Here is a 26098-nt window from a genome sequence, read left to right as displayed (position 1 = left end):
GGGGCTTCCCCATGTGAGAGTAGGTCATCGTCAAGATTCATTTCGCAAAACCCCTATCTGCGCGAGCAGGTAGGGGTTTTGTCTTTCCGGGTCTGATAACCGCGCCCGGGGTCTACGGCCGCTGCGCGCCCGCTTCGCGGCACAAGGCCGCTCCTACAGGGCCCGTGTTTCTCTTAAGCAAAGCTTATCTTCCAGGTCTGGCAGCCGCGCCGGCCTGTAGGAGCGGCCTTGCGCCGCGAAGCGGGCGCGAAGCGGCCGCAAAACCTGCATCCTCGATTGATCTCAACCGCGTGCCAGCTCCGCCAGGTGTGCCGTAGCTTCTTCACTCTTGAGCACCAGCACATCCCCTTCGAGCGAGTCGAGCACCACCTCTGAAGTATTGCCGATCAAGGCGCCTGAAATACCAGTGCGGGCGACGGTACCTATAACCGTCACCACGGCATCAAGCTGCTTCTCTGTATAAGGAATCAATACATCTGCCGGCCCTTCGGCGATATGCAGATGATCGTCGGGAATATCGAATTCCGCCTGAAAAGCCTTACATGCCTCCCGATAGCGCTGCTCGATGGTTTCCGAAAGCTGGTAGGCCGGGTCGGACGCTGCGAGCATGGGGGAGGGGTGGGCGCTGATCACATGCAATTGGCCCTTGGCCAGCCCCGCAATGGCGTAGCCGTGATCAACGATGCTGGCATGCAGGCGTCGATGGTCTTCATCAGTGTTGCCGACATCCACGGCCGCGAGGATCGCACCGCCTGTCCATGGGCGCTCGCTCTTGACCATCAGTACCGCGCAGGGGCACTGACGCAGCAGCTTCCAGTCGTTGGGCGTGAGCAATGCCTTGCGCAAGGGGGTGTCCGGGCGATGCTCCTTGATCACCAGTTCGCAGCCCTCGGCCTGCTGCACGTCGATGATGGACTCATGCAAGCTGTCATGCCAGGCCTGCTCATGGGTAACGTTATCGTACCCATCATCGTGCAGTTGGCTACTGAGCAGGCTGAGCAAGGCGCTATGGTCTTGTCGCTTGTCGCACATCAACAGGTGCAGGCGCGCGCCTGTTACGCCGGAAATGAGCTTGGCGCGGGTCAGGGCGCGACTGTGGGCATGCTCGGGGTCAAGGACGACGAGAATACTGCGGACGGCTTGCATGGGCGTGAGCTCCCTTGGTAAGTAACGGCCAGTGCCTGACTATAGTTGGCGTTGCGCGCAGTGCCGCTTGATGTGTATCAAGCATAGTCGCTGGCGATTGCCGCTACCCCCGGTATAATCGCCGATCCTGCCGTTGGCCTGTAGTTTATGAGCTTATGTCCCTGATTCCTGAAATTGACGCCTTCCTTGGCTGCCCAACTCCCGACGCCTGGATCGAAGCGGCGCTGGCCGACCAGGAAACCCTGTTGATCGACCACAAGAACTGCGAATTCAAGGCTGCCAGCACCGCATTGAGCCTGATCGCCAAGTACAACACGCACATTGACCTGATCAACATGATGTCGCGCCTGGCCCGCGAGGAGCTGGTCCATCATGAGCAGGTGCTGCGCCTGATGAAGCGCCGCGGTGTACCGCTGCGGCCGGTTTCGGCGGGGCGCTACGCCTCTGGCTTGCGGCGCTTGGTAAGGGCACACGAGCCGGTCAAGCTGGTCGATACCCTAGTGGTCGGTGCTTTCATCGAGGCCCGTAGCTGCGAACGTTTCGCGGCCCTGGTGCCGCACTTGGACGAAGAACTGGGGGCGTTCTACCATGGTCTGCTCAAAAGCGAGGCGCGCCATTACCAGGGCTACCTGAAGCTGGCCCAACAATATGGTGACGAAGCGGATATTGCGCATGTCGTGGAGCAGGTGCGCGAGGCGGAAGCGCACTTGATCCTCTCTGCCGACCAGGAGCTGCGTTTCCACAGCGGCGTGCCCATGGCCCGTGCAGCCTGAGTGCATAGCGCGCCAACGCGATCAACGACTCCGCCCCAGCAGCAGCCCGACGACCAAGCCCAGGCCTGCGCTAATCGCTACCGTCTGCCATGGGTGACCACCTATATAGTCTTCGGCGGCTGCTACCGCAGGTTGTGCCTTGCCCCGCAACCTGGCCACGGCCCGATTCGCCTGGCGCAGCTTCAGGTTGACCTGGGCACGTAAGGTATCGGCTTCATCGCCTACCAGCGCAGCGCTGTCATTCAGCAGCCGCTCCGACTCTTCGATCAAAGCCTGCAATTCACTGAATACCTGGTCCTTGATCTGTTCGCTGTCTGTTTGCGGGGCGCTTTTCCTGGCCATGAACACGTCCTCATTCGCTGATTGTCAGGGCAATGGATACCGCTGCCCGTGGAAAGTTGCGTCGGCGTACCGGTCGCTCGCCGCTACAGTGTAAGATAGCGGCCATTTTCAAGCGGCAGGTAATACCATGAGTTTCAATCTGGCCAACAGAAGCTTCGAGGAACGGGCGCAGATCGAGGCGGAAAAGGCCCGGCTGTTCGAGTATTGGCAGAACAACCTCGGCAAGGCCAAGGGCGAAGCTGCGCGGCTGATCGGTGAAAAGCCCCGGCGCAAGAGCAAATGGGCCGAGTGGGTCCGCGCCGAGCTCGATGGCATGTCGCCTCCGGAATTCGTCGGCCTGGTGCGCAGCGAAGTCAACAAGATGATGGCTGCCGCCAGCAGTAATCGCTGATCCATCAACGGACCAGGCTGCCCTCGGGCAGGTCGAGTGTGCCCTCATCGGTAAAGCGCACGGTGCCCAAGGGGCCGCCGGCCATCTTGCCACGCAGTACGTACGGCAGGCCCTGCAGTGAATCCAGTCGGCTCAAGCCATAGGCTTGGCGCAATACAGCAAAGGCAGTGATGCTCACCGGCACCACCACGACCGCTTCGTCATAACGCCCTATATGCCCTTTCTGGTCGCTGACGCCAGCCGCCAGGGGCTGGTCGTTGACTTCGAGGTTAAGCGCAATGCCGTTGAAATCGACGGGTGTCTCGTTGGGGTTCTGCACGCGGATCTTCACCGCCATGCGCATTTCCAACGCCTGCGACGGAAGTGGCTCGATGCCAACAACGCTGATGTTCAACGGGGCCCGCGGCTGAAACAGCGCACAGGCGTTGAGCGTACAGGCAAGCAGGACAGTCAGCCAGAAACGGCTTGGTCGCAAGTTCATGGCATATGCCTTGTGTCCAGTTCCAGACCGCAGTGTGGCAAAAGCACGCGAACGTTGAAAGCACTGGCGCACGAACCCTCGGTCATTGGGCACTGCGCAGCGGGCCCTTCGGGCCATACTGAAATATCAGGAATCATCTCTACCGGCATTCGCTCTTTCGTCGCGAACCTGTCGCGCCTTAGGCTATCCAACGCTTGAGCGCGCCTTTCGCAAAGGAGGTGAAGCATGAATTCGACACTGCCAACCCTGGCCATCGGCCTGTTGCTGAGCCTGCCATTGCCGACTGCCCCCCTGGCGCAACCGCTGTCCATTGCCAGCGACAGAAACAACCCCTACAACAGCCCGATCCAACGCGCCAACCCCAACAGCCGCCAAGGCAGCATGCCTGCGGCGCCGCCGATCCGGGGGCCTTCGACGCAACCCAACCCGCGACCGCCAACCTTGGATAACCGCGGTATCGGTAACGGCGAAAACCTGCGACGCGAACAGCGTGCGCCCAATCTGGAACCCACCCGGCCACCACGGGATAGCCAACGTCTGCCCTGAGCCGCCACCTGGAAGGAACCAAACATGAAGCCACGTACCTGGTTGTTCACCCTGGCCGTTACAGCCCTGATGCCGCTGGCACAGGCCGCCTCCGAACGCCAATTGCCCAGCGAGGAAGGCCAGCTGACTGTCAGCACGGTAGCCGACGGTCTGCGCCATCCTTGGGCCCTGGCCTTCCTGCCCGAAGGCAAGGGCATGCTCGTCACTGAACGGCCTGGCAACCTGCGCGTGGTCAGCGCAGACGGCAAGGTCGGCCCGGCCATGAGCGGCGTGCCCAAGGTCTGGGCCGAAGGGCAGGGCGGGCTGCTGGATGTGGCACTGTCACCGGATTTTGCCAAGGACCGTACGGTGTACCTGTCGTTTGCCGAGCGAGGTGCCGATGGCAAGGGCGGTACTGCGGTCGGCCGCGGCCAACTGTCTCAGGACCTGTCCCGCCTGGAGAATTTCACCGTGATCTTCCGCCAGCAGCCCAAACTGTCCGATGGTATCCATTTCGGTTCGCGGCTGGTGTTCGACCATGATGGTCACCTGTTCGTCGCCTTGGGGGAAAACAACCAGCGCCCTACCGCCCAAGACCTGGACAAGCTGCAGGGCAAGGTCGTTCGGATCCTGCCGGATGGCGAAGTGCCCAAGGACAACCCATTCGTCGGCCAGGCCAATGTACGGCCGGAAATCTGGTCCTACGGCCACCGTAACCAGCAGGGCGCCGCCCTCAACCCCTGGACCGGCCAGTTATGGACCCATGAGCACGGCCCCCGAGGGGGCGACGAAATCAACATCCCGCGACCGGGCAAGAACTATGGCTGGCCGATGGCCACCCACGGAATCAACTATTCGTTGCTGCCGATTCCGGAGGCCAAGGGCAAGCATGTGGAGGGTACCCAGCCCCCGCACCATGTATGGGAAAAATCACCGGGCATCAGCGGCATGGCCTTCTACGATAGCCCGACCTTCAAGGCCTGGGACCATAACCTGTTCATCGGCGCGCTGGTGTCCCGCGAACTGATCCGCTTGCAGCTCGAGGGCGACAAGGTCGTACACCAAGAGCGTCTGCTCGGGGAACTGGAGGCGCGGATCCGTGACGTGCGGGTAGGGCCGGATGGCTACTTGTACCTATTGACCGATGCCGAGGACGGCGCACTGCTCAAGGTCGGCCTGAGCGAAAACTGACAGGTCGAGGCCCCAGCCGTTACGAATCGGCTGCCCACTCGGTCGCTTCGCCGGTTACCATGGCGCTTTTGCCCAAGGCTCCGGCATGTCACTCGACCCGAAAACCCTCTACCGCCAGGCTCTCGACGAACACGGATTTGTCCCCGATGTAGCCCAGGCCCTGGCAGTAGACGAGCTTCAGGCCTGTTTCGAGGCACTGCGCCAGGGCACGCCCACCCAGGGTATCTACCTCTGGGGCCCGGTCGGGCGTGGCAAGACCTGGCTGATGGATCAGTTCCATCGAGCGCTGCAAGTGCCGGCGCGCCGCCAGCATTTCCACCACTTCATGGCCTGGGTGCATCAACGGTTGTTCCAGCTCAACGGTACTGCCGACCCATTGCAGGCCCTGGCGCGGGCGCTGGCGCAAGAGATTCGCGTATTGTGCTTCGATGAACTTTTCGTCAGCGATATTGGCGACGCGATCATCCTCGGCCGTCTGTTTCAGACACTGTTCGACCAAGGCGTGGTGGTCGTGGCGACCTCCAACCAGCCTCCGGAGCAACTCTACCGCGACGGGTTCAACCGCGAGCGTTTCCTGCCAGCTATCGCTGCCATCAAGCGGCATATGCGGGTTTTGCCTGTGGCCGGTGAACAGGACCATCGCCTGCATCCCGGTGCCTCGCACCAACGCTACTGGGTAACCGAACCTGGGCGACCCAGTGCTCTGCCGGCAGTGTTTCATCAGCTGAGCCACGGCGACGCCGGCACCGATGCGCCTCTGTCGATAGGTGCCCGTCAGGTCAATGTGATACGGCGCAGCGACGCGGTTGTGTGGTGTCGCTTCAACGACCTGTGCGAGCAACCCCTGGCAGCCCTGGAGTTCATGGCCTTGTGCGACCTGTTTCCGGCGATCCTGGTGGAAGGTATCCCGGCGCTCGGTGGGCAACCGCAGGCCGGCCGCATCGCCCGCGGTACCGAGGATGGGGCTGAGCGTGTGGTTGCCGGGGACCGTGAGCTGCCGACCCTGGCACCCAAGGATGACGGTGTGCGGCGCTTCATCGCCTTGGTCGACGAATGCTACGACCGTCGGGTCGCCCTTTACCTGGAAGCCGAAGTACCGCTCGAAGCACTCTACACTCAAGGGTATCTGGCGTTCCCGTTCCAGCGAACCCTGAGCCGGCTACGGGAGATGCAACTGCAACGCTTCGTCTGAAGGAGCCGACCATGGAGCCGCTGTCGCATCATCTGCTGACCCAGGCCTACAACAATGGCTGGGCCAACCATCGCCTGTACAAGGCGTGCCTGCAACTGACCCACGACGAGTTCGTCGCCCCCCGTTGCAGCTTCTTCCCCTCGATCAAGGCCACCCTCAATCACCTGCTGACGGTGGATTGGTTCTATCTGCATGCGCTGGAATGCGAGCAGCGTGGCGAAGCGCCAGGCCCCGACGGTGAGCGCTTCTTCGAACCCGAGCAACCATTCGCCACCTGCACCGATCTGCTGGCCGAGCAGGCCCAGGCCGATCATCGACTCATTGCCTATTGCCGGTCGCTGCAGGACGACCAACTGCAACGCTATGTGAGCATCGTGCGCCCCGATCGCCTGCAACGCGAGCCGCGCCTGCGCCTGCTGGCCCACCTGTTCGAGCACCAGATCCATCACCGGGGCCAGGTGCATGCGATGCTCAGCGATACCTCCGTGCATCCACCGCAGTTAGATGAGTTCTTCTGCGAGGAGGAGGCGAACCTGCGAGCCGATGACTTTGCCGAGCTTGGTTGGAGCGAGGCGCTGATCTGGGGAAGGACCTGACGGTGCAGAGCACTGGCGCATGAGGCGGTAGGCGCAGGTTCTTCTCCGACGGCAGGCCCCCCGCGACCGGGCTGGTCCTACCATCGAATGGATAGCGAGGGCTGCGCCCTTGATCGCGGGGCGCGCCAGGCTCCCGCAATAGCGTGTGGGAGCCTAGCGCTCCAGCCAATCGACCAAGGTCGTGTGGAAGCGCGCCGGTTCTTCGATCTGCGGCGCATGCCCCAGCCCTTTGAAGGTGACCAGTTCACCTTGTGGTATTAGCCCGGCCACCTTTGGCCCCAGTTCCTTGTACTTGCCCAGCCGTGCCTTCACCTCGGGCGAGGCGATATCGCTGCCAATGGCGGTGGTGTCCTGATCGCCGATCAGCAACAGGGTCGGCATCTGCAGGTCCTTGAATTCGTAGTACACCGGCTGGGTGAAGATCATGTCGTAGATCAATGCCGAGTTCCACGCCACCGCCTCATGTCCCGGGCCTTGGTTCAGGCCCACCAGCATCTGTACCCAGCGTTCGTATTCCGGCTTCCAGCGCCCGGCGTAATAGGTGTTGCGCTCATAGTTGCGCACCCCGTCGGCATCAAGCTTGAGCTCGCGCTGGTACCACTGGTCCACACTGCGATAGGGCACACCCAGGGCCTTCCAGTCTTCAAGACCGATGGGGTTGACCATGGCCAGGCGCTCGACCTGCGCGGGGTACATCAAGGCATAGCGGGTGGCGAGCATGCCGCCGGTGGAATGCCCGAGAATAATCGCCTGTTTCACACCCAGGTGTTCGAGCAGCTCATGGGTGTTGTGCGCCAGCTGCTGGAAGCTGTACTGGTAGTGCGCCGGCTTGCTGGAGGAGCAAAAACCGACCTGGTCCGGAGCGATGACTCGGTAGCCTGCCTGGCTCAAGGCGTCCAGGCTGGTTTCCCAGGTGGCCGCGCAGAAGTTTTTGCCGTGCATCAGCACCACACTGCGGCCATTGGCCTTGCCTTTGGGAGGCACGTCCATGTAGCCCATTTGCAGCGCTTGGCCTTGGGACTGGAAGTCGTAGTGCTTGAGGGGGTGCGGGTAGGTGAAACCTTCGAGTTGCTTGCCGTAGGTCGGCGCCGGGGCGGCGAAGGCCGGGCTGCCCAGGAAGCAGGCCAGGGCCAGGGCGGTTGCGCGCAGCATGGGGCACTCCGTGTTGGGCCATGTAGGAATAGGCGACTTTAGCAGTCAGAAGAAAGTCAAACGCGTAAAAAATGTCACCGGCCGTGTAGCCAGCCCAGGGTGATCATGGCCAACACCAGGTAGCGCCCTCCCTTGGCCAGGGTAACCAGCAACAGGAAACGCCAGAAGGGTTCGCGCATGATGCCGGCAATCAAGGTGAGGGGGTCGCCGATCACCGGCATCCAGCTCAACAGCAGCGACCATTGCCCCCAGCGTCTGTAGCGTTGCTGTGCGCGTTCGAGCTGGGTGGCGCTGAAGGGGAACCAGCGACGTTCGCGCAGGTGCTCGATGGCGCGCCCTAACAGCCAGTTGACGATCGAACCCAATACGTTGCCCAGAGTGGCGACCAGCAGCAACGTCGCCCAGGCGGCCGGCTCTCGCAGCAACAGCCCCACCAGCACCGCTTCCGATTGCAACGGCAGCAGCGTGGCGGCGCCGAAGGCGCTGAGAAACAGCGCCCAGAGGCTGAGCATCAATAGTCGGCCAGTACTTCGTCCTTGCCCTCGCGGGTCACACCGATGACCTGGTAATGGTCCTTGTGGTCGCCCATTTCCATGCCAGGCGAGCCCATGGGCATGCCCGGAACAGCGATACCCTTGAGGTCATCGCGCTTTGCCAGCAGGCGAACCTGCTCGGCTGGCACATGGCCTTCGACGAACTTGCCATCGATCACGCCGGTGTGGCATGAAGCCAAGCGCGGTGCCACACCCAGGCGCTGCTTGACTTCGCTCATGTTCGGCTCGACATGATCATTGACGGTGAAGCCATTGTCGCGCAGGTGGCTGACCCACTCCTTGCAGCAGCCGCAGTTGGGGTCGCGGTAGACATCGATGGTCTCGGCGGCCTGGGCCAGGCTGGAAATCGCCAGCAGGCCGAGGGGGAGCAGGTGTTTGCGCAGCATGGTGAAACTCCTCTTCAAACGCAGGCGTGCAGGCTGCCTGGCAGGTATGGCCCGCAGCATAGCGCAAGCCGGCCCCAGGCGCAGCGCGAGCGGTGCCGGTCGCGCTTGGTGCAATGCTCGCCTGTGCAGGCTGTCATTGAGCTGAAGGCAAGATTACAGCGTTGTCAGGTGGCGTTTTGCCCTGGGTCCAGATCACGCATCAGCAAGCCATGCTCGAGCGGTACCTGCTCCGGGATCGGTAGGTAGACCACATGACCATCCCCAGGAGCTACCTGGATCGCCTGTTGCTCGCGATCGCTCAAGCGATCCAGGTCGAAGTGGTAGTTGCCGCGAGGCGTCATCAGCTCCAGGTGATCACCCACGGCAAAGCGGTTCTTGACCGTGACCTCCGCCAGACCAGCCACCCGAGCACCGGTCAGCTCGCCAACGAATTGCTGGCGATCGGACACAGAATTGCCACGTTGGTAGTTCTGGTATTCGTCGTGCACATGGCGTCGCAAGAAGCCTTCGGTGTAGCCGCGTTGGGCCAGGGACTCCAGGTTGTCCATCAGGGTCAGGTCGAACGGGCGCCCGGCCACGGCATCGTCGATGGCCTGGCGGTAGGACTGCACGGCGCGGGCGCAATAGAAGTGCGACTTGGTCCGCCCCTCGATCTTCAACGAGTGCACGCCCATCCGGGCGAGCCGTTCCACATGCTGGATCGCGCGCAGATCCTTGGCATTCATGATGTAGGTGCCATGTTCGTCCTCGAAGGCAGGCATTTCTTCGCCTGGGCGGTTACCCTCCTGGAGCAGGAATACCTGGTCGGTGGGCGTTCCCAGGCCTAGGGTCGGTTCGACTTCGCGAACGATCTCGCCTGTGGCGTTCTCGGTGGCAGCTGTTGCCTGGTATTTCCAGCGGCAGGCGTTGGTGCAGGTGCCCTGGTTGGCATCGCGGCGGTTGAGGTAGCCCGACAACAGGCAGCGCCCGGAATAGGCCATGCAGAGGGCACCGTGGACGAACACTTCCAGCTCCATGCTGGGTACTTGCTGGCGGATCTCTTCGATTTCCTCCAGCGACAGCTCGCGTGACAGGATCACCCGGGCTACACCTTGCTGCTGCCAGAACTCGACGCTGGCCCAGTTCACGGTATTGGCCTGGACCGAAAGGTGGATGGGCATGTTCGGGAAATGCTGGCGCACCAGCATGATCAGGCCTGGGTCGGACATGATCAGCGCGTCCGGCGCCATCGCGATCACCGGAGCCAGGTCCTTGAGGAAGGTCTTGAGCTTGGCGTTGTGCGGGGCGATGTTGACCACCACGTAGAAACGCTTGCCCAGGGCATGTGCCTCCTGGATGCCCAGGGCCAGGTTGGCGTGGTCGAATTCGTTGTTGCGCACCCGCAGGCTGTAGCGTGGCTGGCCGGCGTAGACCGCGTCGGCGCCGTAGGCGAAGGCATAGCGCATGGTCTTGAGGGTGCCGGCAGGGGCCAGCAATTCGGGCTTGGCGAGTGGGGTCATGGGCGCACCAGGGGCAAAAGGCGCGGATGCTACGGCCTGTTCGTCAAGACGATATTGACGTGGATCAATGGCACTTTTGCGCGCGGCGGGGGCACTAAATTGTTGAGCCCACGAGGAATGCCCATGAACGAGACCGCATTGCAGAACAAGGCCCTGGCCGTGCTCCTGGCGCTGGTGACCATCGCTTTCGTGTGGATCCTGCTACCGTTCTACGGCGCGGTGTTCTGGGCGGTGATACTCGCCATCCTGTTCGCCCCGCTGCAACGCGACCTAGTGCTGCGCCTGGGGCGGCGTCGCAATCTGGCGGCAGCGGTCACCCTGCTGGTGTGCCTGCTGATTGCAGTGCTGCCGGTCATCATCATCAGTGCCCTGCTGGTGCAGGAAGGCGCAGCGATCTACCAGCGCATCGAGAAAGGCGAGCTGGACATCGCCGGCCATATCGAAGGGCTCAAGGCGCTGTTGCCATCATTCGCCCAGAACGGCCTGGAGCGCATGGGCATGGGCGACCTGGAAGGGCTGCGCGAGAAGATCACCAAATGGGCGATGCAAGGTAGCCAGTTCCTGGCCAGCCAGGCGTTCAGCTTTGGCCAGGGGACCTTCGACTTCCTGGTGAGCTTCGGCGTGATGCTCTACCTGTTGTTCTTCTTCCTGCGCGAGGGGGCGGAGCTGGCGCGCAAGGTGCGTATGGCCGTGCCATTGCCCGAACAGCAAAAGCGCCGCCTGCAGCTCAAGTTCAGCCGTGTGGTACGGGCCACGGTCAAGGGCAACCTGCTGGTCGCCGCTACCCAGGGCGCCCTGGGCGGGCTGATTTTCTGGGTGCTGGGCATTCCCAGCGCGCTGGTCTGGGGCGTGCTGATGGCTTTTCTGTCATTGCTGCCGGCGGTGGGGGCCGCCATGGTCTGGGCGCCGGTGGCCGCCTATTTCCTTGCTACCGGCGCGATCATACCGGGCCTGGTGCTGATCGCCTTCGGCGTGCTGGTGATTGGCCTGGTGGACAATCTGCTGCGCCCGGTCCTGGTGGGCAAGGACACACGCATGCCCGACTACTTGATCCTGATTTCAACCATCGGCGGCCTGGCGGTGTTTGGGCTCAACGGCTTCGTCATCGGGCCGCTGATCGCGGCACTGTTCATGTCCAGCTGGGCGATCTTCACCGGCAGTCGGTTGCAGGTACAACTTCCGTAGTCGTCACCGCAAGCTGTAGGACACGCCCGCATACACGGCGAACCCTTCGCCGGGCGTGGAGCGCGGGCTGTCCAGGCCTTGGTCGTCGTAGCCGGGTGTGACCGTGGCGGCGTAGCGCTTGTTGGTCAGGTTGCGCAGGTCCAGCCAGGTCTGCCAATTCTGCCTGGGTGAATTCCAGCCCAGGCGTGCGCCGAGCAGGGCATAGGCGTCGGCAGGGTAGCTGTTGGCATAGTCGACCTGGACCTTGGAAGCCATCTGGGTGTTGAGCCCGGCATAGAACCCGCTGGGCCAGTCGTAGCGCACCTCGGCCTGGTAGTAATGCATGGGAATGCCGGGCAGGCGGTTGTCGCCGAACCTGTCATCGTCGCGGTAGTGGAAGTCGCTGAAGGTGTAGGCCTGGCGCAGGGAGAGCCTGCCGATACCGGCCTGCTCCCACAGGGTGCTGTCCAGGCCGGCCTCGATGCCGTGGTGGATGGTGGGGCTGGCGTTGAACTCCTTGGCTGGAGCGCCCTGCACGATTTCCACGGCCAGTAGTTCGTGACGTACGCGCGAGTAGTACCAGGCCAGGTCCCAATCGCCCAAGACCGAATCGCCGCGCGCACCCAACTCCAGCGTGGTGGCAGTCTGGTTTTGCATCTCGATTGGCTGAGTGGCGACTGTCGAACTCCAGATGAGCGACCATGGGTGTGGCGGCTCGACCGATCGGCTCAGGTTGCCATAAACCTGCAATTGCGGATTGATGTCGTAGCGCAGGCCAAGGCGCGGTGCGTAGTCCCAATCGTGCTGGCTGACCTTGCCGCCATCAGCAGGGTAGGTGACATCGCTCTCACGGCGGGTGTAGATCATCGCCAGGCCGGTGGTCAGCCATAGATCGGGGATGAGCTCGAGATCGTTGCCAATATGAAAGACGGTATCCGAGCCTTGGTAGCTGAAGTCGCGGCTTCGAGGTCCGAAGACATCACCATCGCGCTCAAACTGCGAGGCGCCGCTGTTAGGCAGGTGCTTGGTCGTGCGCCAACCGACGGTGGTCTTGCTCTCACGGCCGAGCAGGGTCTCACGACGTACGTAGTTGAGTGTCCCGCTGACATCGGTATAGGCGACTTTCAGACGCATTGGGCCTTCGCGCAGATCCATCGGGTAGTCGTGGTAGACCAGTCCTGCCTCAAAGTGTGAATCATCGTCGAGGTAAAATGTGGTCTTATTGGCCAACCAAGTACTGCCCGGCTGTGGTCGGCTGTCGTCACGCTCCACGTAGGCAGGGTTAGCCGCACGCGGATCATGCTTGATCTGCTGCTTGGTCAAGCGCCCGGCCAACTCGTTCTCGGTCTCCCGGTAGCGCAGGTAGAAGCGCGTTTCCAGGTTGGCGTTGAAGCGATAACCGATATTGGCGGCGATGCCCTTGGCACTGCCGCTGCTGTGTGCCTGGTAACCGTCGTATTCGGCATCGGTCAGGGCGACGTAGTAGTCCAGGTCACCCAGCACCTGGCCAGAGCTGATGTGCCGGTGGGCGTAGCCGCGGCTGCCCACTTCGTAACGCAGCTGCAAAGGGGCGGCGTCATGACCGGTATGGGTCACATAGTTGATTGCGCCGCCCAGGGCAAGGGCGCCCTGGTCGAACCCGTTGGCCCCGCGCAACACTTCGGCGCGGCTCAGCCACAACGGCTCGAACAGTTCATAGGGCGTGCCGCCAGGGCCGGTCAGCGGCAGGCCGTCGAACATCGTATAGACCCCTGACCCGTGGGCGCCAGGGGCGCGGTTGATACCCGAACCACGAATCGACAGCTTGATGCCATCGTTGCCAGCCGATTGGGCGAAGACCCCTGGCTGATAGGCAAGTACGTCCTGGTTGCTGGCAACCCGTCCTTGCTCCACCCGTTGCATGTCCACCAGGTTGGTCGCGCCTGGTGTTTGCCGCAGACGTTGCGCGGCCAGCTCCTGTTCGTCTTGCTGTTCCTGGATCAATACCTGGTCCAGCTCCACGGGGGCAGCCGCCAGGTCAGGGCTATTGGCACAGATCGCCAACACGCCAGCAGCGCAAGTGACAGGTAAAACGGAACGCATCGCAAAACTCCAGGCAATTTACAGGCGGCAACTCTCCTCAGACGAACGAAAAATCCACCAGAGCACGTCGAATAATCCAAAGGTGTGCGCATTAAATGCCAGTCATTTTTGTCGGGAGCGCTTTTACAACGCTCACTGCTGGAGCGTGCCGCTCATTAGTTCGTAAGGTGCAAGGACAGCAACAGCGAAGCCCCTGAGGGGCAAATTATGAACGTATGGAGAGCGTCCTATGAACCTGCAAAGCCAACTGAAGCCCGACGCCGCCGTCGAGCAGTCCATCCATCTCACCCCAAGGGAAAAAGAAGTTCTGCTTTGGTGCGCCTATGGCAAGACATCTTGGGAAATTGGCCAGATCGTAGGATGCAAAGAGTCAACTGTTAATTTTCATATCAGCAATATCCTACGCAAGTTTGCTGTAAATACCCGGGTCGCTGCGGTGATCAAGGCCATGCGGTACGGCCTGTTGAAAGACCAGTAAGAAGGAAGCCGTCGATGAACCGTAACGCTTCAGCAACTACCGAGGTCGACTCCCAACTCCAGGGGGCGCGTTATCTGGCATGCCACGACTTGTTCTGGCCACGTATCGATCTGGATGTATTGCGTGACCGCTTGCGCCTTCCTCCTGGAATCAGCGATACGCAATTGGAATTGGCCGCCAGGGCGTCGGTTGAACTGGCAGCCCAGGAGTTCGCCCAATGGCGGCGGTGCCTGCGCGAGCGTGGCTATAGGCGGCTCATCGACGTGGCTCGGCACGACCAGGGCAGGGCGCTTTCGACCTGCTACCTACGGCTGGTGGAAGCGGGTACCCGCAGAGCCTTGGCCCGACATGTCACCGAGGTTGGGCTGGGCGCGCCATTACGCAACGAGGTGTCCCATGAATGAACTGCTGGAGACGACCCTGCATACCCTGGAGCACTTCCAGGAGGTCGGCGGACCGACCAGCCTGGACTTCAATGCCCTGTTCGGAGCGATGCTCGGCGCCTGGCTGGTAAGCAGCTCACGACGTCGGCTAAGGCAGTGGGGCATTCTGAGCAACGATGATCGATTGAAGGTCTGGCAACGCATGGTCGCCCTGGCACTGGCAGGCGGCGTTGGCTACCTCTTCACGCCATTCGTGCTGTCGCTCGCGCCCTCCCTGCCCAGTGGTGTCGCTGCATTTGTCGCAGCCCTGGTCGTCATTCCCATCAGCATCAAGGTCATGCATTGGGTGGATCATGCAGACCTGCAGGACATGATCCAGCGCTGGCGCAAAGGAGGCTAGGGCAATCAATGATTGCCGGGACGGCTTGCAAGCTCTTCGAGGCGACGCTCCAGCTGAGAGATGCGCAGCTTGTCCTGAACGGTCGCACGGATGGTTTGCAGGTCCAGGTCGGACAACTCCCTCAATTGCACGAGCAGATCCGCCTCCCAGGTTGGCGTCGAGGTGTCCGCCTGTGGGGCTGGGGGAGTCCGAGCCTGGGTGCCATCCCCCAACAATAACCAGTCCAGTGACAAACCCTGTTGTTCGGCCAGCGCGACGCACAGCGAATAAGGGACGCGCCCACGCACTTTCCAACTACTCAAGGTTTGCGGGCTGATGCCCAACGCTTTGGCAAGCTCGATATCGGTTGTGCAACCAGAAATCAGCTTCAGTCGGCTCAATATCGCAGCGATGCAGGTTTTACTCATTGTGAATACCATGGAAGAGTAGTGATAAGATTTGTAGGCAAAGGTATGCAATATGAATATATTGGCGATATATCACTTCAGCGCGGATGGCAAAAAATATGGCTGCGATGAAAAGGACTACATATATTTGGGTATGTGCCTACGATAATTCCAGCGCAAGCTTATAGAGTGTTCTGGCGCAATAAGCTAAGAGGGCAGGGTTGCTCGGCTCTGTTGTCGCGGTGCGGAAGTATTACTCAATATGAGTATCGTGGTGATGCTATTGATTCACTGCGATCAACGCTCATCCCATTAGATTGGCAGGATTCCACTCAGCGTAAAATGGTAAGTAATATGAATTTGTTGAAAAAACTTATAGGTGCATTGGCACATGCTTACTGCAACTTCCGAATAGTCTTGCGAGGGCTGTGCGAGGCACTAAGTATGAGTGAGCAGGGCTGCGTCAAGGTGCTCAGCGGTTCGAATATTTCCCTGAAGGACGGCGGGAGGCTCCTATGAGTAGCTACAAACTGGTATGCCCGCATTGCAGCGGCAAGATGCGGATCCGAACCAGTGAAGGGCGTCACGTCTTTCTCCGGATCGCTTACCTGCAATGTGTCAACGAAGCCTGCGGTTGGTCGGTCCGCGCTCAGTTCGAGATGACTCATGAACTGTCTCCAAGTGGCATGCCCAACCCGGACGTTCACCTTCCAAGCGCTGCCGGTGAGTTGCGCCGGGCAGCCAATAATCCGGGCCGGCCACGCAAGACCACCCGCAGCGTTACGAACGCCTCCGGTGTGGCGTGATCTTCCGCGCACCGTAATAAGAACCCCAAAACAAAACACCCCGCATAAGCGGGGTGTTTTGTTTTGGGCGGGTGATCAGCCGATCAGTTGCAGGCCGGCTTGTTGCACCATTTCCAGCAGAGGCTGTGGGTACACACCCAGGACGAAGGCGAGGATGGCGATGGCCAGCAGCATGACGCCGCCGGTGCGCTGTTCCCACTTCAGCGGGGCATCGTGGCGACGCAGGTTCGGCTCGACCAGGTACAGAGTGACCATGACGCGCAGGTAGTAGTAGACGCCGATGGCGCTACCAATCACCAGGGCACCGACGAGCCACCACAGGTGCGACTCGACGCCGGTGGCGATGATGTAGAACTTGCCGATGAAGCCTGCGGTCAGCGGGATACCGGCCAGCGACAGCATCATCACGGTCAGTACCGCGGTCAGGTACGGACGACGCCAGAACAGGCCACGGTACTCGTACAGGGCGTCGGCGTCACGGCCGGCATAAGGCGAGGACATCAACGTGATCACGCCGAAAGCGCCCAGGCTGGTGATCACGTAGGTGACCAGGTACACGCCGATGGCTTCGGTGGCCAGGCCCTTGCTCGCCACCAGGGCGATGACCAGGTAGCCGAAGTGGGCGATGGACGAGTAACCGAGCAGACGCTTGAGGTTGCTCTGGGTCAGTGCCAGCAGGTTGCCGATGATGATCGAGGCTACTGCGATCACGGCCAGGACAGTGCTCAGCACGCCGCTGCTGGCAGCAGGGGAGAGCATGAACAGGCGCACGACCACGGCGAATACCGCGACCTTGCTGGCGGTGGCCAGGAAGGCGGCGACCGGCGCCGGAGCACCTTCGTACACGTCCGGGGTCCACAGGTGGAACGGTACCAGCGACAGTTTGAAGGCCAGGCCGACCAGCATCATGCCCAGGCCCAGTTGGGCCAGCAGGCTTGGCATGCTGGTGCTGGCCAGGGCCTTGCCGATCTGGTCGAAGGTCAGGCTGCCGGCGTCGGCATACAGCAGGGCCATGCCGAACAGCAGGAAGGCCGAGCCCGCGGCCGAGAGCACCATGTACTTGATACCGGCTTCCAGCGAACGCTTGTTGAAGAAGGCATACGCCACCAGGCCGTAGACCGGTACCGACAGCAGCTCCAGGCCGATGAACAGGCCGGCCAAGTGGTTGGCGCTGACCAGCACCAGGCCGCCCAGGGCAGACATCAGCAGCAGCAGGTACAGCTCTTCACGGTTGCCTGGGTAGCCCTTGGCGCCCTCGCCCAGGTAGGCGTGGGCAAGGGTGACGCAGGCGAGCGTGGCCACCAGGATCAGGGCCATGTACAGGCAGGCGAACTTGTCGATGGTCACCAGCGAGGTGACCGCCAGCGGCGCGACCTTCAGCGCCGGCAGGATCGACAACAGGGCCAGGTTCAGGCCCACGGTGGACAGCAGGAAGGTCTGCGAGTGATTGCGCTTCCAGGCGATCGCCAGCATCACCACCACCGTGGTCACGGTGGTGATGAGCATCGGCGCCAATGCGATGAAGTGTTGAGTGGTGAATTCCATAGCGCTCTTACCGGGCCGAAGCGAGTTGAGTGAAAGCGGAACCGAGCCACTGCTGCACACCGCTCATGGTGGCGGCAGAGGTGTCCAGGAACGGCTGCGGGTACACGCCCAGCAGGATCAGCAGGCCCGCCAGGCCCAGGACCATGACCAGCTCGCGACCGTCCATGCCGGCCAGTACGGTATCGGTCTTGGCCGGGCCGAAGTAGGCGCGGTGGATCATGATCAGCGAGTAGACCGAACCGAACACCAGGCCGGTGGTGGCGATCACGGTGATCCACGGCACGCTGGCGAAGCTGCCTATCAGGATCAGGAACTCGCCCACGAAGTTGCCGGTGCCTGGCAAGCCGAGCGATGCAGCGGCGAAGAACAGGCTGATGGCCGGCAGGTAGGCGATGCGGTGCCACAGGCCGCCCATCTGGCGCATGTCACGGGTATGCAGGCGCTCGTACAGCTGGCCTGCCAGGATGAACAGCGCGGCAGCCGACAGACCGTGGGCCAGCATCTGGATCACCGCGCCCTGCAGGGCCTGCTGGCTGCCGGAGTAGATGCCGATCAGCACGAAGCCCATGTGCGAGACGCTGGAGAACGCGACCAGGCGCTTGATGTCCGTTTGCGCGAAGGCCAGGAAGGCACCGTAGAAGATACCGATCAGGCCCAGGGTCATGGCGATCGGCGCGAACTCGGCCGAGGCGTTCGGGAACAGCGGCAGGGCGAAGCGCAGCAGGCCGTAGGCCGCCGTCTTCAGCAAGATACCCGCCAGGTCCACGGAGCCCGCGGTCGGCGCCTGGGCGTGGGCATCAGGCAGCCAGGAGTGGAACGGCACCACCGGCAGCTTCACTGCGAAGGCGATGAAGAAGCCCAGCATCAGCACGTACTCGACACCGGCCGGCAGTTCGGCCTTGAGCAGGTCGCTGTAGTTGAAGGTGATCACGCCGGTGGCGTTGTAGTTCACCAGCACCAGGCCGAGGATCGCCACCAGCATGATCAGGCCGCTGGCCTGGGTGAAGATGAAGAACTTGGTCGCGGCGTAGATCCGGGTCTTCTTGCCATCCGCGGAGCTGTGACCCCAGAGCGCGATGAGGAAGTACATCGGCACCAGCATCATTTCCCAGAAGAAGAAGAACAGGAACAGGTCCAGGGCCAGGAACACACCGACCACGCCGCCGAGGATCCACATCAGGTTGAGGTGGAAGAAGCCGACGTGGCGCTGGATCTCTTTCCAGGAACACAGCACCGACAGCACACCCAGCAGGCCGGTGAGCAGGATCATCAGCAGCGACAGGCCGTCGAGGGCCAGGTGGATGCTGATGCCGAAGCGCTTGATCCACTCGACCTTGTATTCGAGGGTCCAGGCAGGTTCGGCGCCCGGGGCCGGGGCCAGGGTGTAGTCGCCGTTACCCCACAGCCACAGGCCGATGCCGAGCAGCAGGGACATGGTCAGCAGCGCGATCCAGCGGGGCAGGGTGGTGCCGAAGCGCTCACCCAGCCAGCACAGGAGGCCGCCGATGAAGGGGATCAGGATCAGCCAAGGCAGAATCATGACGGGTTCGTTTCCTTTCGCAGAGTCGCAAGGTTCGCAAGGTTCATAGTCATACCGCCGCCACTACCACGGCGCCCAGTACCAGTACGGCACCCACGGCGATGGAGGCTGTGTACCAGCGCAGCTGGCCGGTCTCGGTCTTGCTCATGGCGACGTGACCGCCGCGAGCCATGCGAGGAATCAGGCCGATGCTGCGGTCAACCGGGTCCTTGCGCAGGAGGTGGCTGATCAGCAGGTAAGGTTTGACGAACAGCTTGTCGTAGATCCAATCGAAGCCCCAGGCAGCGAACCACCAGGCCGACAGGACGCGGCCGATGCCGCTGTTTGCGATGGCCGTGACCAGGGTACGCTTGCCCAGGAATAGCACCGCGGCCAGCAGGATACCGGCGATGGCGATGGCACCGGAGACGATTTCCAGCGAGTGCTGGGCTTCGCCACCGGCATGGCCGACGCTCTGCGGCAGTACGCCTGCCAGCGGTGGGTGGATCCAGGCGCCGACGAAGGTCGACAGCACGATCAGCACGCCCAGCGGCAGCCAGTGGGAGATCCCGTGGCCGGCATGGGCTTCGGTCTTCGCTTCGCCGTGGAAGGCGATGAAGATCAGGCGGAAGGTGTACAGCGAAGTCATGAACGCACCGACCAGGCCGGCGTACAGCAGGCCGGAGTGGCCGCTGGCGAAGGCTTCCCAGAGGATCTCGTCCTTGGAGTAGAAACCTGCGGTCAGGATCGGCAAGGCGGCCAGGGCAGCGCCACCGACCACGAAGCTGGCATAGGCCAGCGGCAGCTTCTTCCACAGCCCGCCCATCTTGAAGATGTTCTGCTCGTGGTGGCAGGCGACGATCACCGCACCGGAGGCAAGGAACAGCAGGGCCTTGAAGAAGGCGTGGGTCATCAGGTGGAAGATCGCGCCTTCCCAGGCACCGACACCCAGGGCCAGGAACATGTAGCCGATCTGGCTCATGGTCGAGTAAGCGAGGATACGCTTGATGTCGGTCTGGACCAGCGCGGCGAAGCCGGCCAGGACCAGGGTCACGCCGCCGACGATGCCCACCAGGTGCAGGATGTCCGGCGCCAGCAGGAACAGGCCATGGGTACGAGCGATCAGGTAGACGCCTGCGGTCACCATGGTGGCGGCGTGGATCAGCGCGGAGACCGGGGTCGGGCCGGCCATCGCGTCGGCCAGCCAGGTCTGCAGCGGCAGCTGGGCCGACTTACCGACCGCACCACCGAGCAGCATCAAGGTCGCCAGAACCATCCAGGTGTCGCCAGCCTGGAACTTCTGCGGTGCCAGCACCAGCAGTTCCTGCACGTTCAGGGTACCCAGCTGGGCGAACAGGATGAACAGGCCGATGGCCATGAACACGTCGCCGATACGGGTGACGATGAAGGCTTTCAGTGCCGCGTTACCGTTGTTGCGGTTGCTGTAGTAGAAACCGATCAACAGGTACGAGCACAGGCCCACGCCTTCCCAGCCGAAGTAGATGAACAGCAGGTTGTCGCCCAGCACCAGGAACAGCATGCTGGCGATGAACAGGTTGGTGTACGAGAAGAAGCGCGAGTAACCGGCTTCGCCGCGCATGTACCAAGAGGCGAACAGGTGGATCAGGAAGCCCACACCGGTGACCACGCCGAGCATGGTGACCGACAGGCCGTCCAAGTAGAGGGTGAAGTTCGGCGCGAAGCCGTCCACCGACATCCACTGCCACAGCAGCTGGCTGTACGCGCCACCTTCAGGCGGCGCGACGTTGAATTGCCAGATCACGTAGGCGGCGACCGCGGCCGAGAGGCCGACGGAGCCAACGCCGATCAGCGCGGACAGGTTCTCCGAGAACCGCCCGCGCGAGAACGACAGCAGCAGGAAGCCGATCAGGGGGAAGACGAAAGTCAGGAAGAGAAGGTTCATCCGCGCATCTCACTGGCAGCATCGATGTCGAGAGTGTGGAAGCGGCGATACAGCTGCAGCAGGATCGCCAGGCCAATGCTGGCCTCGGCGGCTGCCAGGCTGATCACCAGAATGAACATCACCTGGCCGTCGGGCTGGACCCAACGGGCACCGGCGACGATGAACGCCAGGGCAGAGGCGTTCATCATGACTTCCAGGCTCATGAGTACGAAGAGGATGTTGCGGCGGACCATCAGGCCGACCAGACCGAGGCAGAACAGAATACCGGCGACTGCCAGACCGTGCTCGAGAGGGATAGCACCCATGATTTACTCCTTCGCCTCGTTGCGGCCCAGGTGGAAGGCCGTGACGGCTGCAGCCAGCAGCAGCATCGAGGCCAGTTCGACCACCAGCAGGTACGGGCCGAACAGGCTGATGCCTACGGCCTTGGCATCCACGGTGGTACCGCTGATGGCTGCGCCGCTTGGCTCGGCGAACAGCACGTAGAGCAGCTCGAGCAGCAGCAGGGCGCCCAGGACCACAGGCCCCGCCCAGATGCCTGGCTTGAGCCAGCCACGTTCCTGGGCGACCGAGGCCGGCCCGAGGTTGAGCATCATCACCACGAAGACGAACAGCACCATGATGGCGCCGGCATAGGCGATCACTTCCAGGGCGCCGGCGAACGGCGCACCCAGGGAGAAGAAGATCATCGCCACGGAGATCAGGGAAATGATCAGGTAGAGCAGGGCGTGCACGGGGTTGGTGCCGGTCACCACCCGGAGGGTGGAGACCACGGCGATCCCGGATGCGAAGTAGAAAGCGAATTCCATCTTTCTGTCCTTATGGGAGCAAGCTCTTCACGTTGATCGGCTCGGCTTCGTTCTGCGCAGCGCCTTTCGGCTTGCCAGCGATCGCCATACCCGCAACACGGTAGAAGTTGTAGTCAGGGTTCTTGCCGGGGCCGGAGATCAGGAGGTCTTCCTTCTCGTACACCAGGTCCTGACGCTTGAACTCGGCCATTTCGAAATCCGGAGTCAGCTGGATCGCGGTGGTCGGGCACGCTTCCTCGCACAGGCCGCAGAAGATGCAGCGCGAGAAGTTGATGCGGAAGAACTCTGGGTACCAGCGGCCGTCCTCGGTCTCGGCCTTCTGCAGCGAGATGCAGCCTACCGGGCAGGCCACCGCGCAGAGGTTGCACGCTACGCAGCGCTCCTCGCCGTCGGGGTCGCGGGTCAGGACGATGCGGCCGCGATAGCGCGGCGGCAGGTACACGGGCTCTTCAGGGTATTGCAGGGTGTCGCGCTTGCGGAACCCGTGGGAGAACACCATGGCCAGGCTGCGCAGCTGGGTGCCGGTGCCCTTAACGATGTCGCCGATATACTTGAACATGGGTCAAATCCTCACTGGGCCGCGACGGCTGGCGTGTTGTAGAGCACGATCGCAGCGGTCACCAGCAAATTGATCAGGGTCAGCGGCAGGCAGAACTTCCAGCTGAAGTCCATCACCTGGTCATAGCGTGGGCGCGGGATCGAGGCGCGCAGCAGGATGAACAGCATGATGAAGAACGCGGTCTTGAGGGCGAACCACAGGAATGGAACCTGTGGCAGCAGGCCGAACGGGCCATGCCAGCCGCCGAAGAACAGGGTCACCAGCAGCGCCGAGATCAGGATGATGCCGATGTACTCACCGACGAAGAACATGCCCCATTTCATGCCGGCATATTCGATGTGGTAGCCGTCGGCCAGTTCCTGCTCCGCTTCCGGTTGGTCGAACGGGTGACGGTGGGTCACGGCGACGCCAGCGATGAAGAAGGTGCAGAAGCCGAAGAACTGCGGAATGATGAACCACAGGTTCTGCGCCTGGTAGTCGACGATGTCGCGCATGTTGAACGAACCGGCCTGGACCACCACGCCCATCAGCGCAAGGCCCAGGAACACTTCGTACGACACGGTCTGGGCCGAGGCACGCAGGCTGCCGAGCAGGGCGTACTTGTTGTTCGACGACCAGCCGGCGAACAGCACGGCGTACACCGACAGACCGGCCATGGCGAAGAAGAACAACAAGCCGATGTTCAGGTCCGCCACGCCCCACAGCGGGGTGATCGGGATGATCACGAAGGCGATCAGCAGGGCGCTCATGGCCACCACCGGTGCCAGGGTGAAGATCATGCGATCGACGAAGGGCGGGTTCCAGTCTTCCTTGAAGAACATCTTCAGCATGTCGGCAGCGATCTGGAACATGCCGAACGGGCCGACACGATTCGGACCGTAGCGGTCCTGCCACCAGCCGAGCAGGCGGCGCTCGACGAAGCTGAGCAGCGCGCCGCAGACCACCACCGCCAGCAGCACCACGATGGCCCGGACGACGGTGAGGATCACATCGATCACTTCGGGGGTGAACCAGCTCATTGTGCTGCCTCCTGCAGGCCTTCGACGGATGCGCCGAAGATGGCTGGCGGGATACCGGCCAGGCCTTTCGGCAGGGCGACCAGGCCTGCGCCCAGCTGTTCATTGACGCGCAGCGGCAGGCGCAGCGACACGCCGGCCACATTCAGGCTCAGCAGGGCGCCATCGTTGACGCCCAGGCGGTCGGCTTCGGACTTGGCCAGGGCCACGTAGGCGGCCGGGATGCGCTCTTGTACTGGGGCGGCGCGGGAGGAGGATTCCTCGCTGCCGAACAGGTGGTAGAACGGCACGGCAGTCCAGGTACCGCGGGCCGGGTTGAAGGCGCCCGGGATGGCGGTGAACCAGTTCAGGCGATCGCCCTGCGATTCGATCAGGCGTACGCCTGGGTCGCCGGCGCGCAGGTGGCCACCGACCTCGTCCTGGAACTTGTTCCAGGCCTGGGGCGAGTTCCAGCCCGGCGACCAGGCAAACGGCACCTGCTGACGCGGTTCGGCGCTGCCCGAGTAGCCTTCCATGGAGAAGGCGAAGGCGGTGTCCTTGTCCTGCGGGGTACGCGGCTCGTGCACGCTGATATTGGCGCGCATGGCGGTGCGGCCGGAGTAGCGCAGCGGTTCACGGGCCAGCTTCATGCCCTTGATACGGAACGCGGCGGAAGGCGCGGCGTTGACGATGCCGGCCAGTTGCGGCGCGGCCTCGGCGCAGGCGCTGGTGACCTGGTCGAGCTGGGTCCAGTCGACCGGCTTGTTCAGCAGGGTGGCACGCAGGGCGTGCATCCAACGCCAGCCTTCGTGGACGAGGATGCTGCTGTCCAGGTACTGCGGGTCGAACACCTGGAAGAAGCGCTGGGCACGGCCTTCCTGGCTGACCAGGGTGCCGTCGCCTTCGGCGAAGGTGGCGGCCGGCAGCACCAGGTGGGCGCGGTCGACGGTCGGGGTCTTGGAGTGGTCTGCGACGATCACCACCTTGGCCGCAGCCAGGGCTGCATCGACCTTGGCGGCCGGCACGCGGGCGTACAGGTCGTTCTCCAGGACCACGATGGCGTCGGCCTTGCCGCTGATGACGGCATCCAGCGCGGCGTCGACGGATTCGCCGCCCATCATGGCCATGCCGAGGCTGTTGGCCTCAGGCACCACCAGGCTCAGCGAGCCGTTCTTCTCGCGCAGCTTCAGGGCCTTGGCGATGTTGGCGGCGGCTTCGATCAGTGCAGGATCGGCCAGGGAAGTGCCGGCGACCACCAGTGGGCGGTTGGCGGCGACCAGGGCGTCGGCGATGCGCTGGGCCAGGGCCTTGGCTTCGTCATCCAGGCCGGCAACGGCAGGCGCGCTCGGGTCGATGGCATGGGCCACGGCGAAGCCCAGGCGGGCGAGGTCGGCGGGAGCTGCGTGTACGCATTCCTCGGCGACGTCGTCCAGCTTGGTTTCAGCCAGGCTGGCAATGAACAGCGGGTACAGGGCGTGCTGGCCGATGTTCTTCACCGCAGCGTCGAGCCAGGGCTGTACGCGCATGGCGTCGGCCATGGCCTCGGCCTTGCCCTTGGTGGCCTGACGCACGGCCAGGGCGACACGGGCAGCGGTCTGGGTCAGGTCTTCACCGAGCACGAACACGGCGTCGTGGTCTTCGATGTCGCGCAGGGTCGGAACCGGCAGCGGGCTGTTGTTCAGCACGTCCAGAACCAGGCGCACGCGGGCCAGCTCACCGGCTTCCATGCCCGAGTAGAAGTAATCGGTGCCGACCAGTTCGCGCAGGCCATAGTTGCTCTCGAGGCTCGCGCGCGGCGAGCCGATGCCGACGATGGTGCGGCCGCGCAGCAGGTCGGCGGCCTTGTCCAGGGCGGCGTCCAGGCCCAGCTTGGTGCCGTCGGCCAGGTGTGGTTGGCGCGGGCGGTCGGTGCGGTTGACATAGCCATAGCCGAAGCGGCCGCGGTCGCACAGGAAGTACTGGTTGACCGAACCGTTGAAGCGGTTCTCGACGCGGCGCAGCTCGCCGTAGCGCTCACCGGGGCTGATGTTGCAGCCGCTGGAGCAACCGTGGCAGATGCTCGGGGCGAACTGCATGTCCCACTTGCGGTTGTAGCGCTCGGAGTGGGTCTTGTCGGTGAATACGCCGGTCGGGCAGACCTCGGTCAGGTTGCCGGAGAACTCGCTCTCCAGCACGCCGTCCTCGACGCGACCGAAGTACACGTTGTCGTGGGCGCCATAGACACCCAGGTCGGTGCCGCCTGCGTAGTCTTTGTAGTAGCGCACGCAGCGGTAGCAGGCGATGCAGCGGTTCATCTCGTGGGCGATGAACGGGCCGAGGTCCTGGTTCTGGTGGGTACGCTTGGTGAAACGGTAGCGGCGCTCGTTGTGGCCGGTCATTACCGTCATGTCCTGCAGGTGGCAGTGACCGCCTTCCTCGCACACCGGGCAGTCGTGCGGGTGGTTGGTCATCAGCCATTCGACGACGCTGGCGCGAAACGCCTTGGACTCTTCATCGTCGATGGAGATCCAGGTGCCGTCGGAGGCAGGGGTCATGCAGGACATGACGATACGACCACGGGTGTCGTTCTCGTCGGTGTACTGCTTGACCGCACATTGCCGGCAGGCGCCGACGCTACCGAGCGCCGGGTGCCAGCAGAAATAGGGGATGTCGAGGCCGAGCGACAGACAGGCCTGTAACAGGTTGTCTGCACCGTTGACTTCGAGCGCTTTGCCGTCTACGTGGATAGTGGCCATGGTTCAAAGTTCTTCGTTGGCCCGCGTGAGCGGGCGTGGCTAATGGAAATCGGTGTGCCTGCGGCTCGCTCCTGGGCGGGCCTGC

The 26098-nt window shown here is 62.7% G+C and carries 28 protein-coding genes; 11 read left to right on the top strand and 17 right to left on the bottom strand.

The window, feature by feature from the left end; genetic code table 11:
• Nucleotides 1–282: 282 nt before the first annotated feature.
• Complete coding sequence (locus tag IRZ56_RS01940) at nucleotides 283–1146, bottom strand: universal stress protein (protein WP_196143350.1); 864 nt, start codon at nucleotides 1144–1146, stop codon at nucleotides 283–285.
• 155 nt (nucleotides 1147–1301) lie between these two features.
• On the opposite strand from IRZ56_RS01940, the gene IRZ56_RS01935 reads away from it, so the two are divergent.
• Nucleotides 1302–1919 (top strand): tRNA-(ms[2]io[6]A)-hydroxylase, encoded by a 618-nt coding sequence (locus tag IRZ56_RS01935; RefSeq protein WP_196143349.1) that lies wholly within the window; start codon nucleotides 1302–1304, stop codon nucleotides 1917–1919.
• Between the two features lie 21 nt (nucleotides 1920–1940).
• Here IRZ56_RS01935 and IRZ56_RS01930 read toward each other — a convergent pair whose 3' ends face one another.
• Nucleotides 1941–2261: a DUF883 family protein gene (locus tag IRZ56_RS01930; protein WP_196143348.1), complete on the bottom strand. Its 321-nt coding sequence runs from the start codon at nucleotides 2259–2261 to the stop codon at nucleotides 1941–1943.
• A 127-nt stretch (nucleotides 2262–2388) separates the two neighbouring features.
• On the opposite strand from IRZ56_RS01930, the gene IRZ56_RS01925 reads away from it, so the two are divergent.
• The gene (locus tag IRZ56_RS01925; protein WP_196143347.1) at nucleotides 2389–2652 is read left to right on the top strand and encodes a hypothetical protein; all 264 of its coding nucleotides are present in this window, start codon (nucleotides 2389–2391) and stop codon (nucleotides 2650–2652) included.
• 4 nt (nucleotides 2653–2656) lie between these two features.
• Here the strand turns inward: IRZ56_RS01925 and IRZ56_RS01920 are convergent, their stop codons facing one another.
• On the bottom strand, nucleotides 2657–3133 hold the full coding sequence (locus tag IRZ56_RS01920; RefSeq protein ID WP_196143346.1) for an LEA type 2 family protein: 477 nt from the start codon (nucleotides 3131–3133) through the stop codon (nucleotides 2657–2659).
• Nucleotides 3134–3358: 225 nt separating this feature from the next.
• Between IRZ56_RS01920 and IRZ56_RS01915 the strand changes: the two genes are divergently transcribed.
• The 4 genes from IRZ56_RS01915 (at nucleotide 3359) to IRZ56_RS01900 (ending at nucleotide 6637) form a co-directional block, all read left to right on the top strand.
• A complete protein-coding gene (locus IRZ56_RS01915; RefSeq protein ID WP_196143345.1) occupies nucleotides 3359–3679 on the top strand; it encodes a hypothetical protein in 321 nt (106 codons plus the stop codon).
• 24 nt (nucleotides 3680–3703) lie between these two features.
• Nucleotides 3704–4849 carry a PQQ-dependent sugar dehydrogenase gene (locus IRZ56_RS01910; RefSeq protein WP_196143344.1) on the top strand — a complete coding sequence of 382 codons (1146 nt, stop codon included), beginning with the start codon at nucleotides 3704–3706 and terminating at the stop codon, nucleotides 4847–4849.
• 85 nt (nucleotides 4850–4934) lie between these two features.
• Nucleotides 4935–6041 carry a cell division protein ZapE gene (gene zapE, locus IRZ56_RS01905; RefSeq protein WP_196143343.1) on the top strand — a complete coding sequence of 369 codons (1107 nt, stop codon included), beginning with the start codon at nucleotides 4935–4937 and terminating at the stop codon, nucleotides 6039–6041.
• 11 nt (nucleotides 6042–6052) lie between these two features.
• Nucleotides 6053–6637, top strand: coding sequence for a DinB family protein (locus IRZ56_RS01900; protein ID WP_196143342.1), 585 nt, complete (start codon nucleotides 6053–6055; stop codon nucleotides 6635–6637).
• Between the two features lie 153 nt (nucleotides 6638–6790).
• On the opposite strand, the gene IRZ56_RS01895 is transcribed toward IRZ56_RS01900, so the two are convergent.
• The 4 genes from IRZ56_RS01895 to yegQ form a co-directional block, all read right to left on the bottom strand.
• The gene (locus IRZ56_RS01895) at nucleotides 6791–7789 is read right to left on the bottom strand and encodes an alpha/beta fold hydrolase (protein ID WP_196143341.1); all 999 of its coding nucleotides are present in this window, start codon (nucleotides 7787–7789) and stop codon (nucleotides 6791–6793) included.
• Between the two features lie 74 nt (nucleotides 7790–7863).
• Complete coding sequence (locus tag IRZ56_RS01890) at nucleotides 7864–8301, bottom strand: YqaA family protein (RefSeq protein ID WP_196143340.1); 438 nt, start codon at nucleotides 8299–8301, stop codon at nucleotides 7864–7866.
• Entirely contained in the window at nucleotides 8301–8729 is a 429-nt protein-coding gene (locus IRZ56_RS01885) for a DUF411 domain-containing protein (protein WP_196143339.1), read from the bottom strand. Before IRZ56_RS01885 ends, IRZ56_RS01890 begins: the two co-directional genes overlap by 1 nt.
• Before the next feature lie 164 nt (nucleotides 8730–8893).
• Nucleotides 8894–10228, bottom strand: a complete 1335-nt coding sequence (yegQ, locus tag IRZ56_RS01880; RefSeq protein WP_196143338.1) for a tRNA 5-hydroxyuridine modification protein YegQ — start codon at nucleotides 10226–10228, stop codon at nucleotides 8894–8896.
• Nucleotides 10229–10351: 123 nt separating this feature from the next.
• Between yegQ and IRZ56_RS01875 the strand changes: the two genes are divergently transcribed.
• Entirely contained in the window at nucleotides 10352–11413 is a 1062-nt protein-coding gene (locus IRZ56_RS01875; RefSeq protein WP_196143337.1) for an AI-2E family transporter, read from the top strand.
• Between the two features lie 3 nt (nucleotides 11414–11416).
• Here IRZ56_RS01875 and IRZ56_RS01870 read toward each other — a convergent pair whose 3' ends face one another.
• Complete coding sequence (locus IRZ56_RS01870) at nucleotides 11417–13474, bottom strand: TonB-dependent receptor family protein (RefSeq protein WP_196143336.1); 2058 nt, start codon at nucleotides 13472–13474, stop codon at nucleotides 11417–11419.
• A gap of 229 nt (nucleotides 13475–13703) precedes the next feature.
• Between IRZ56_RS01870 and IRZ56_RS01865 the strand changes: the two genes are divergently transcribed.
• Genes IRZ56_RS01865 through IRZ56_RS01855 form a run of 3 tightly spaced genes read left to right on the top strand, consistent with a single transcriptional unit; the run spans nucleotide 13704 to nucleotide 14735 of the window.
• Nucleotides 13704–13952, top strand: a complete 249-nt coding sequence (locus tag IRZ56_RS01865) for a helix-turn-helix domain-containing protein (RefSeq protein ID WP_196143335.1) — start codon at nucleotides 13704–13706, stop codon at nucleotides 13950–13952.
• Between the two features lie 14 nt (nucleotides 13953–13966).
• A complete protein-coding gene (locus IRZ56_RS01860; RefSeq protein WP_196143334.1) occupies nucleotides 13967–14356 on the top strand; it encodes a head completion/stabilization protein in 390 nt (129 codons plus the stop codon).
• Nucleotides 14349–14735 (top strand): hypothetical protein, encoded by a 387-nt coding sequence (locus IRZ56_RS01855; RefSeq protein WP_230381299.1) that lies wholly within the window; start codon nucleotides 14349–14351, stop codon nucleotides 14733–14735. Before IRZ56_RS01860 ends, IRZ56_RS01855 begins: the two co-directional genes overlap by 8 nt.
• 5 nt (nucleotides 14736–14740) lie before the next feature.
• Here IRZ56_RS01855 and IRZ56_RS01850 read toward each other — a convergent pair whose 3' ends face one another.
• Nucleotides 14741–15142 (bottom strand): helix-turn-helix domain-containing protein, encoded by a 402-nt coding sequence (locus IRZ56_RS01850; protein WP_196143333.1) that lies wholly within the window; start codon nucleotides 15140–15142, stop codon nucleotides 14741–14743.
• 494 nt (nucleotides 15143–15636) lie between these two features.
• On the opposite strand from IRZ56_RS01850, the gene IRZ56_RS01845 reads away from it, so the two are divergent.
• Nucleotides 15637–15927: an ogr/Delta-like zinc finger family protein gene (locus IRZ56_RS01845; protein ID WP_196143332.1), complete on the top strand. Its 291-nt coding sequence runs from the start codon at nucleotides 15637–15639 to the stop codon at nucleotides 15925–15927.
• 75 nt (nucleotides 15928–16002) lie between these two features.
• On the opposite strand, the gene nuoN is transcribed toward IRZ56_RS01845, so the two are convergent.
• Genes nuoN through nuoG form a run of 8 tightly spaced genes read right to left on the bottom strand, consistent with a single transcriptional unit; the run spans nucleotide 16003 to nucleotide 26013 of the window.
• Nucleotides 16003–17472 carry an NADH-quinone oxidoreductase subunit NuoN gene (gene nuoN / locus IRZ56_RS01840; RefSeq protein WP_084859178.1) on the bottom strand — a complete coding sequence of 490 codons (1470 nt, stop codon included), beginning with the start codon at nucleotides 17470–17472 and terminating at the stop codon, nucleotides 16003–16005.
• Nucleotides 17473–17479: 7 nt separating this feature from the next.
• A complete protein-coding gene (nuoM, locus tag IRZ56_RS01835) occupies nucleotides 17480–19012 on the bottom strand; it encodes an NADH-quinone oxidoreductase subunit M (protein ID WP_196143331.1) in 1533 nt (510 codons plus the stop codon).
• A 49-nt stretch (nucleotides 19013–19061) separates the two neighbouring features.
• Nucleotides 19062–20915 (bottom strand): NADH-quinone oxidoreductase subunit L, encoded by a 1854-nt coding sequence (nuoL, locus tag IRZ56_RS01830; protein WP_196143330.1) that lies wholly within the window; start codon nucleotides 20913–20915, stop codon nucleotides 19062–19064.
• On the bottom strand, nucleotides 20912–21220 hold the full coding sequence (gene nuoK, locus IRZ56_RS01825; RefSeq protein WP_008096201.1) for an NADH-quinone oxidoreductase subunit NuoK: 309 nt from the start codon (nucleotides 21218–21220) through the stop codon (nucleotides 20912–20914). The genes nuoL and nuoK overlap by 4 nt, the downstream gene beginning before the upstream one ends.
• A gap of 3 nt (nucleotides 21221–21223) precedes the next feature.
• On the bottom strand, nucleotides 21224–21724 hold the full coding sequence (nuoJ, locus tag IRZ56_RS01820; protein ID WP_196143329.1) for an NADH-quinone oxidoreductase subunit J: 501 nt from the start codon (nucleotides 21722–21724) through the stop codon (nucleotides 21224–21226).
• 10 nt (nucleotides 21725–21734) lie between these two features.
• A complete protein-coding gene (nuoI, locus tag IRZ56_RS01815) occupies nucleotides 21735–22283 on the bottom strand; it encodes an NADH-quinone oxidoreductase subunit NuoI (RefSeq protein WP_016488223.1) in 549 nt (182 codons plus the stop codon).
• A gap of 11 nt (nucleotides 22284–22294) precedes the next feature.
• On the bottom strand, nucleotides 22295–23302 hold the full coding sequence (nuoH, locus tag IRZ56_RS01810) for an NADH-quinone oxidoreductase subunit NuoH (RefSeq protein ID WP_084859172.1): 1008 nt from the start codon (nucleotides 23300–23302) through the stop codon (nucleotides 22295–22297).
• Entirely contained in the window at nucleotides 23299–26013 is a 2715-nt protein-coding gene (gene nuoG, locus IRZ56_RS01805) for an NADH-quinone oxidoreductase subunit NuoG (RefSeq protein ID WP_196143328.1), read from the bottom strand. Before nuoG ends, nuoH begins: the two co-directional genes overlap by 4 nt.
• Between the last annotated feature and the right edge of the window lie 85 nt (nucleotides 26014–26098).

This window comes from Pseudomonas guariconensis (assembly GCF_015680235.1).
GTDB classification, from domain to species: Bacteria; Pseudomonadota; Gammaproteobacteria; order Pseudomonadales; family Pseudomonadaceae; genus Aquipseudomonas; species Aquipseudomonas guariconensis_A.
Note: the sequence above shows the minus strand (reverse complement) of the source record. Positions and strands in the feature narration are given on the sequence as shown.

What these genes read in the sequence shown, in the direction of transcription:
- zapE (WP_196143343.1), top strand. Translation starts at nt 4,935, where the DNA reads ATGTCACTCGACCCGAAAACCCTCTACCGCCAGGCTCTCGACGAACAC.
- yegQ (WP_196143338.1), bottom strand. Translation starts at nt 10,228, where the DNA reads ATGACCCCACTCGCCAAGCCCGAATTGCTGGCCCCTGCCGGCACCCTC.
- IRZ56_RS01920 (WP_196143346.1), bottom strand. Translation starts at nt 3,133, where the DNA reads ATGAACTTGCGACCAAGCCGTTTCTGGCTGACTGTCCTGCTTGCCTGT.
- IRZ56_RS01885 (WP_196143339.1), bottom strand. Translation starts at nt 8,729, where the DNA reads ATGCTGCGCAAACACCTGCTCCCCCTCGGCCTGCTGGCGATTTCCAGC.
- IRZ56_RS01855 (WP_230381299.1), top strand. Translation starts at nt 14,349, where the DNA reads ATGAATGAACTGCTGGAGACGACCCTGCATACCCTGGAGCACTTCCAG.
- nuoG (WP_196143328.1), bottom strand. Translation starts at nt 26,013, where the DNA reads ATGGCCACTATCCACGTAGACGGCAAAGCGCTCGAAGTCAACGGTGCA.
- IRZ56_RS01910 (WP_196143344.1), top strand. Translation starts at nt 3,704, where the DNA reads ATGAAGCCACGTACCTGGTTGTTCACCCTGGCCGTTACAGCCCTGATG.
- nuoI (WP_016488223.1), bottom strand. Translation starts at nt 22,283, where the DNA reads ATGTTCAAGTATATCGGCGACATCGTTAAGGGCACCGGCACCCAGCTG.
- nuoJ (WP_196143329.1), bottom strand. Translation starts at nt 21,724, where the DNA reads ATGGAATTCGCTTTCTACTTCGCATCCGGGATCGCCGTGGTCTCCACC.
- IRZ56_RS01930 (WP_196143348.1), bottom strand. Translation starts at nt 2,261, where the DNA reads ATGGCCAGGAAAAGCGCCCCGCAAACAGACAGCGAACAGATCAAGGAC.
- nuoL (WP_196143330.1), bottom strand. Translation starts at nt 20,915, where the DNA reads ATGAACCTTCTCTTCCTGACTTTCGTCTTCCCCCTGATCGGCTTCCTG.
- nuoK (WP_008096201.1), bottom strand. Translation starts at nt 21,220, where the DNA reads ATGGGTGCTATCCCTCTCGAGCACGGTCTGGCAGTCGCCGGTATTCTG.
- IRZ56_RS01925 (WP_196143347.1), top strand. Translation starts at nt 2,389, where the DNA reads ATGAGTTTCAATCTGGCCAACAGAAGCTTCGAGGAACGGGCGCAGATC.
- IRZ56_RS01935 (WP_196143349.1), top strand. Translation starts at nt 1,302, where the DNA reads ATGTCCCTGATTCCTGAAATTGACGCCTTCCTTGGCTGCCCAACTCCC.
- nuoH (WP_084859172.1), bottom strand. Translation starts at nt 23,302, where the DNA reads ATGAGCTGGTTCACCCCCGAAGTGATCGATGTGATCCTCACCGTCGTC.
- IRZ56_RS01870 (WP_196143336.1), bottom strand. Translation starts at nt 13,474, where the DNA reads ATGCGTTCCGTTTTACCTGTCACTTGCGCTGCTGGCGTGTTGGCGATC.
- IRZ56_RS01865 (WP_196143335.1), top strand. Translation starts at nt 13,704, where the DNA reads ATGAACCTGCAAAGCCAACTGAAGCCCGACGCCGCCGTCGAGCAGTCC.
- IRZ56_RS01890 (WP_196143340.1), bottom strand. Translation starts at nt 8,301, where the DNA reads ATGCTCAGCCTCTGGGCGCTGTTTCTCAGCGCCTTCGGCGCCGCCACG.
- IRZ56_RS01875 (WP_196143337.1), top strand. Translation starts at nt 10,352, where the DNA reads ATGAACGAGACCGCATTGCAGAACAAGGCCCTGGCCGTGCTCCTGGCG.
- IRZ56_RS01895 (WP_196143341.1), bottom strand. Translation starts at nt 7,789, where the DNA reads ATGCTGCGCGCAACCGCCCTGGCCCTGGCCTGCTTCCTGGGCAGCCCG.
- IRZ56_RS01845 (WP_196143332.1), top strand. Translation starts at nt 15,637, where the DNA reads ATGAGTAGCTACAAACTGGTATGCCCGCATTGCAGCGGCAAGATGCGG.
- IRZ56_RS01915 (WP_196143345.1), top strand. Translation starts at nt 3,359, where the DNA reads ATGAATTCGACACTGCCAACCCTGGCCATCGGCCTGTTGCTGAGCCTG.
- IRZ56_RS01860 (WP_196143334.1), top strand. Translation starts at nt 13,967, where the DNA reads ATGAACCGTAACGCTTCAGCAACTACCGAGGTCGACTCCCAACTCCAG.
- IRZ56_RS01850 (WP_196143333.1), bottom strand. Translation starts at nt 15,142, where the DNA reads ATGAGTAAAACCTGCATCGCTGCGATATTGAGCCGACTGAAGCTGATT.
- nuoN (WP_084859178.1), bottom strand. Translation starts at nt 17,472, where the DNA reads ATGGAATTCACCACTCAACACTTCATCGCATTGGCGCCGATGCTCATC.
- IRZ56_RS01900 (WP_196143342.1), top strand. Translation starts at nt 6,053, where the DNA reads ATGGAGCCGCTGTCGCATCATCTGCTGACCCAGGCCTACAACAATGGC.
- IRZ56_RS01940 (WP_196143350.1), bottom strand. Translation starts at nt 1,146, where the DNA reads ATGCAAGCCGTCCGCAGTATTCTCGTCGTCCTTGACCCCGAGCATGCC.
- nuoM (WP_196143331.1), bottom strand. Translation starts at nt 19,012, where the DNA reads ATGATTCTGCCTTGGCTGATCCTGATCCCCTTCATCGGCGGCCTCCTG.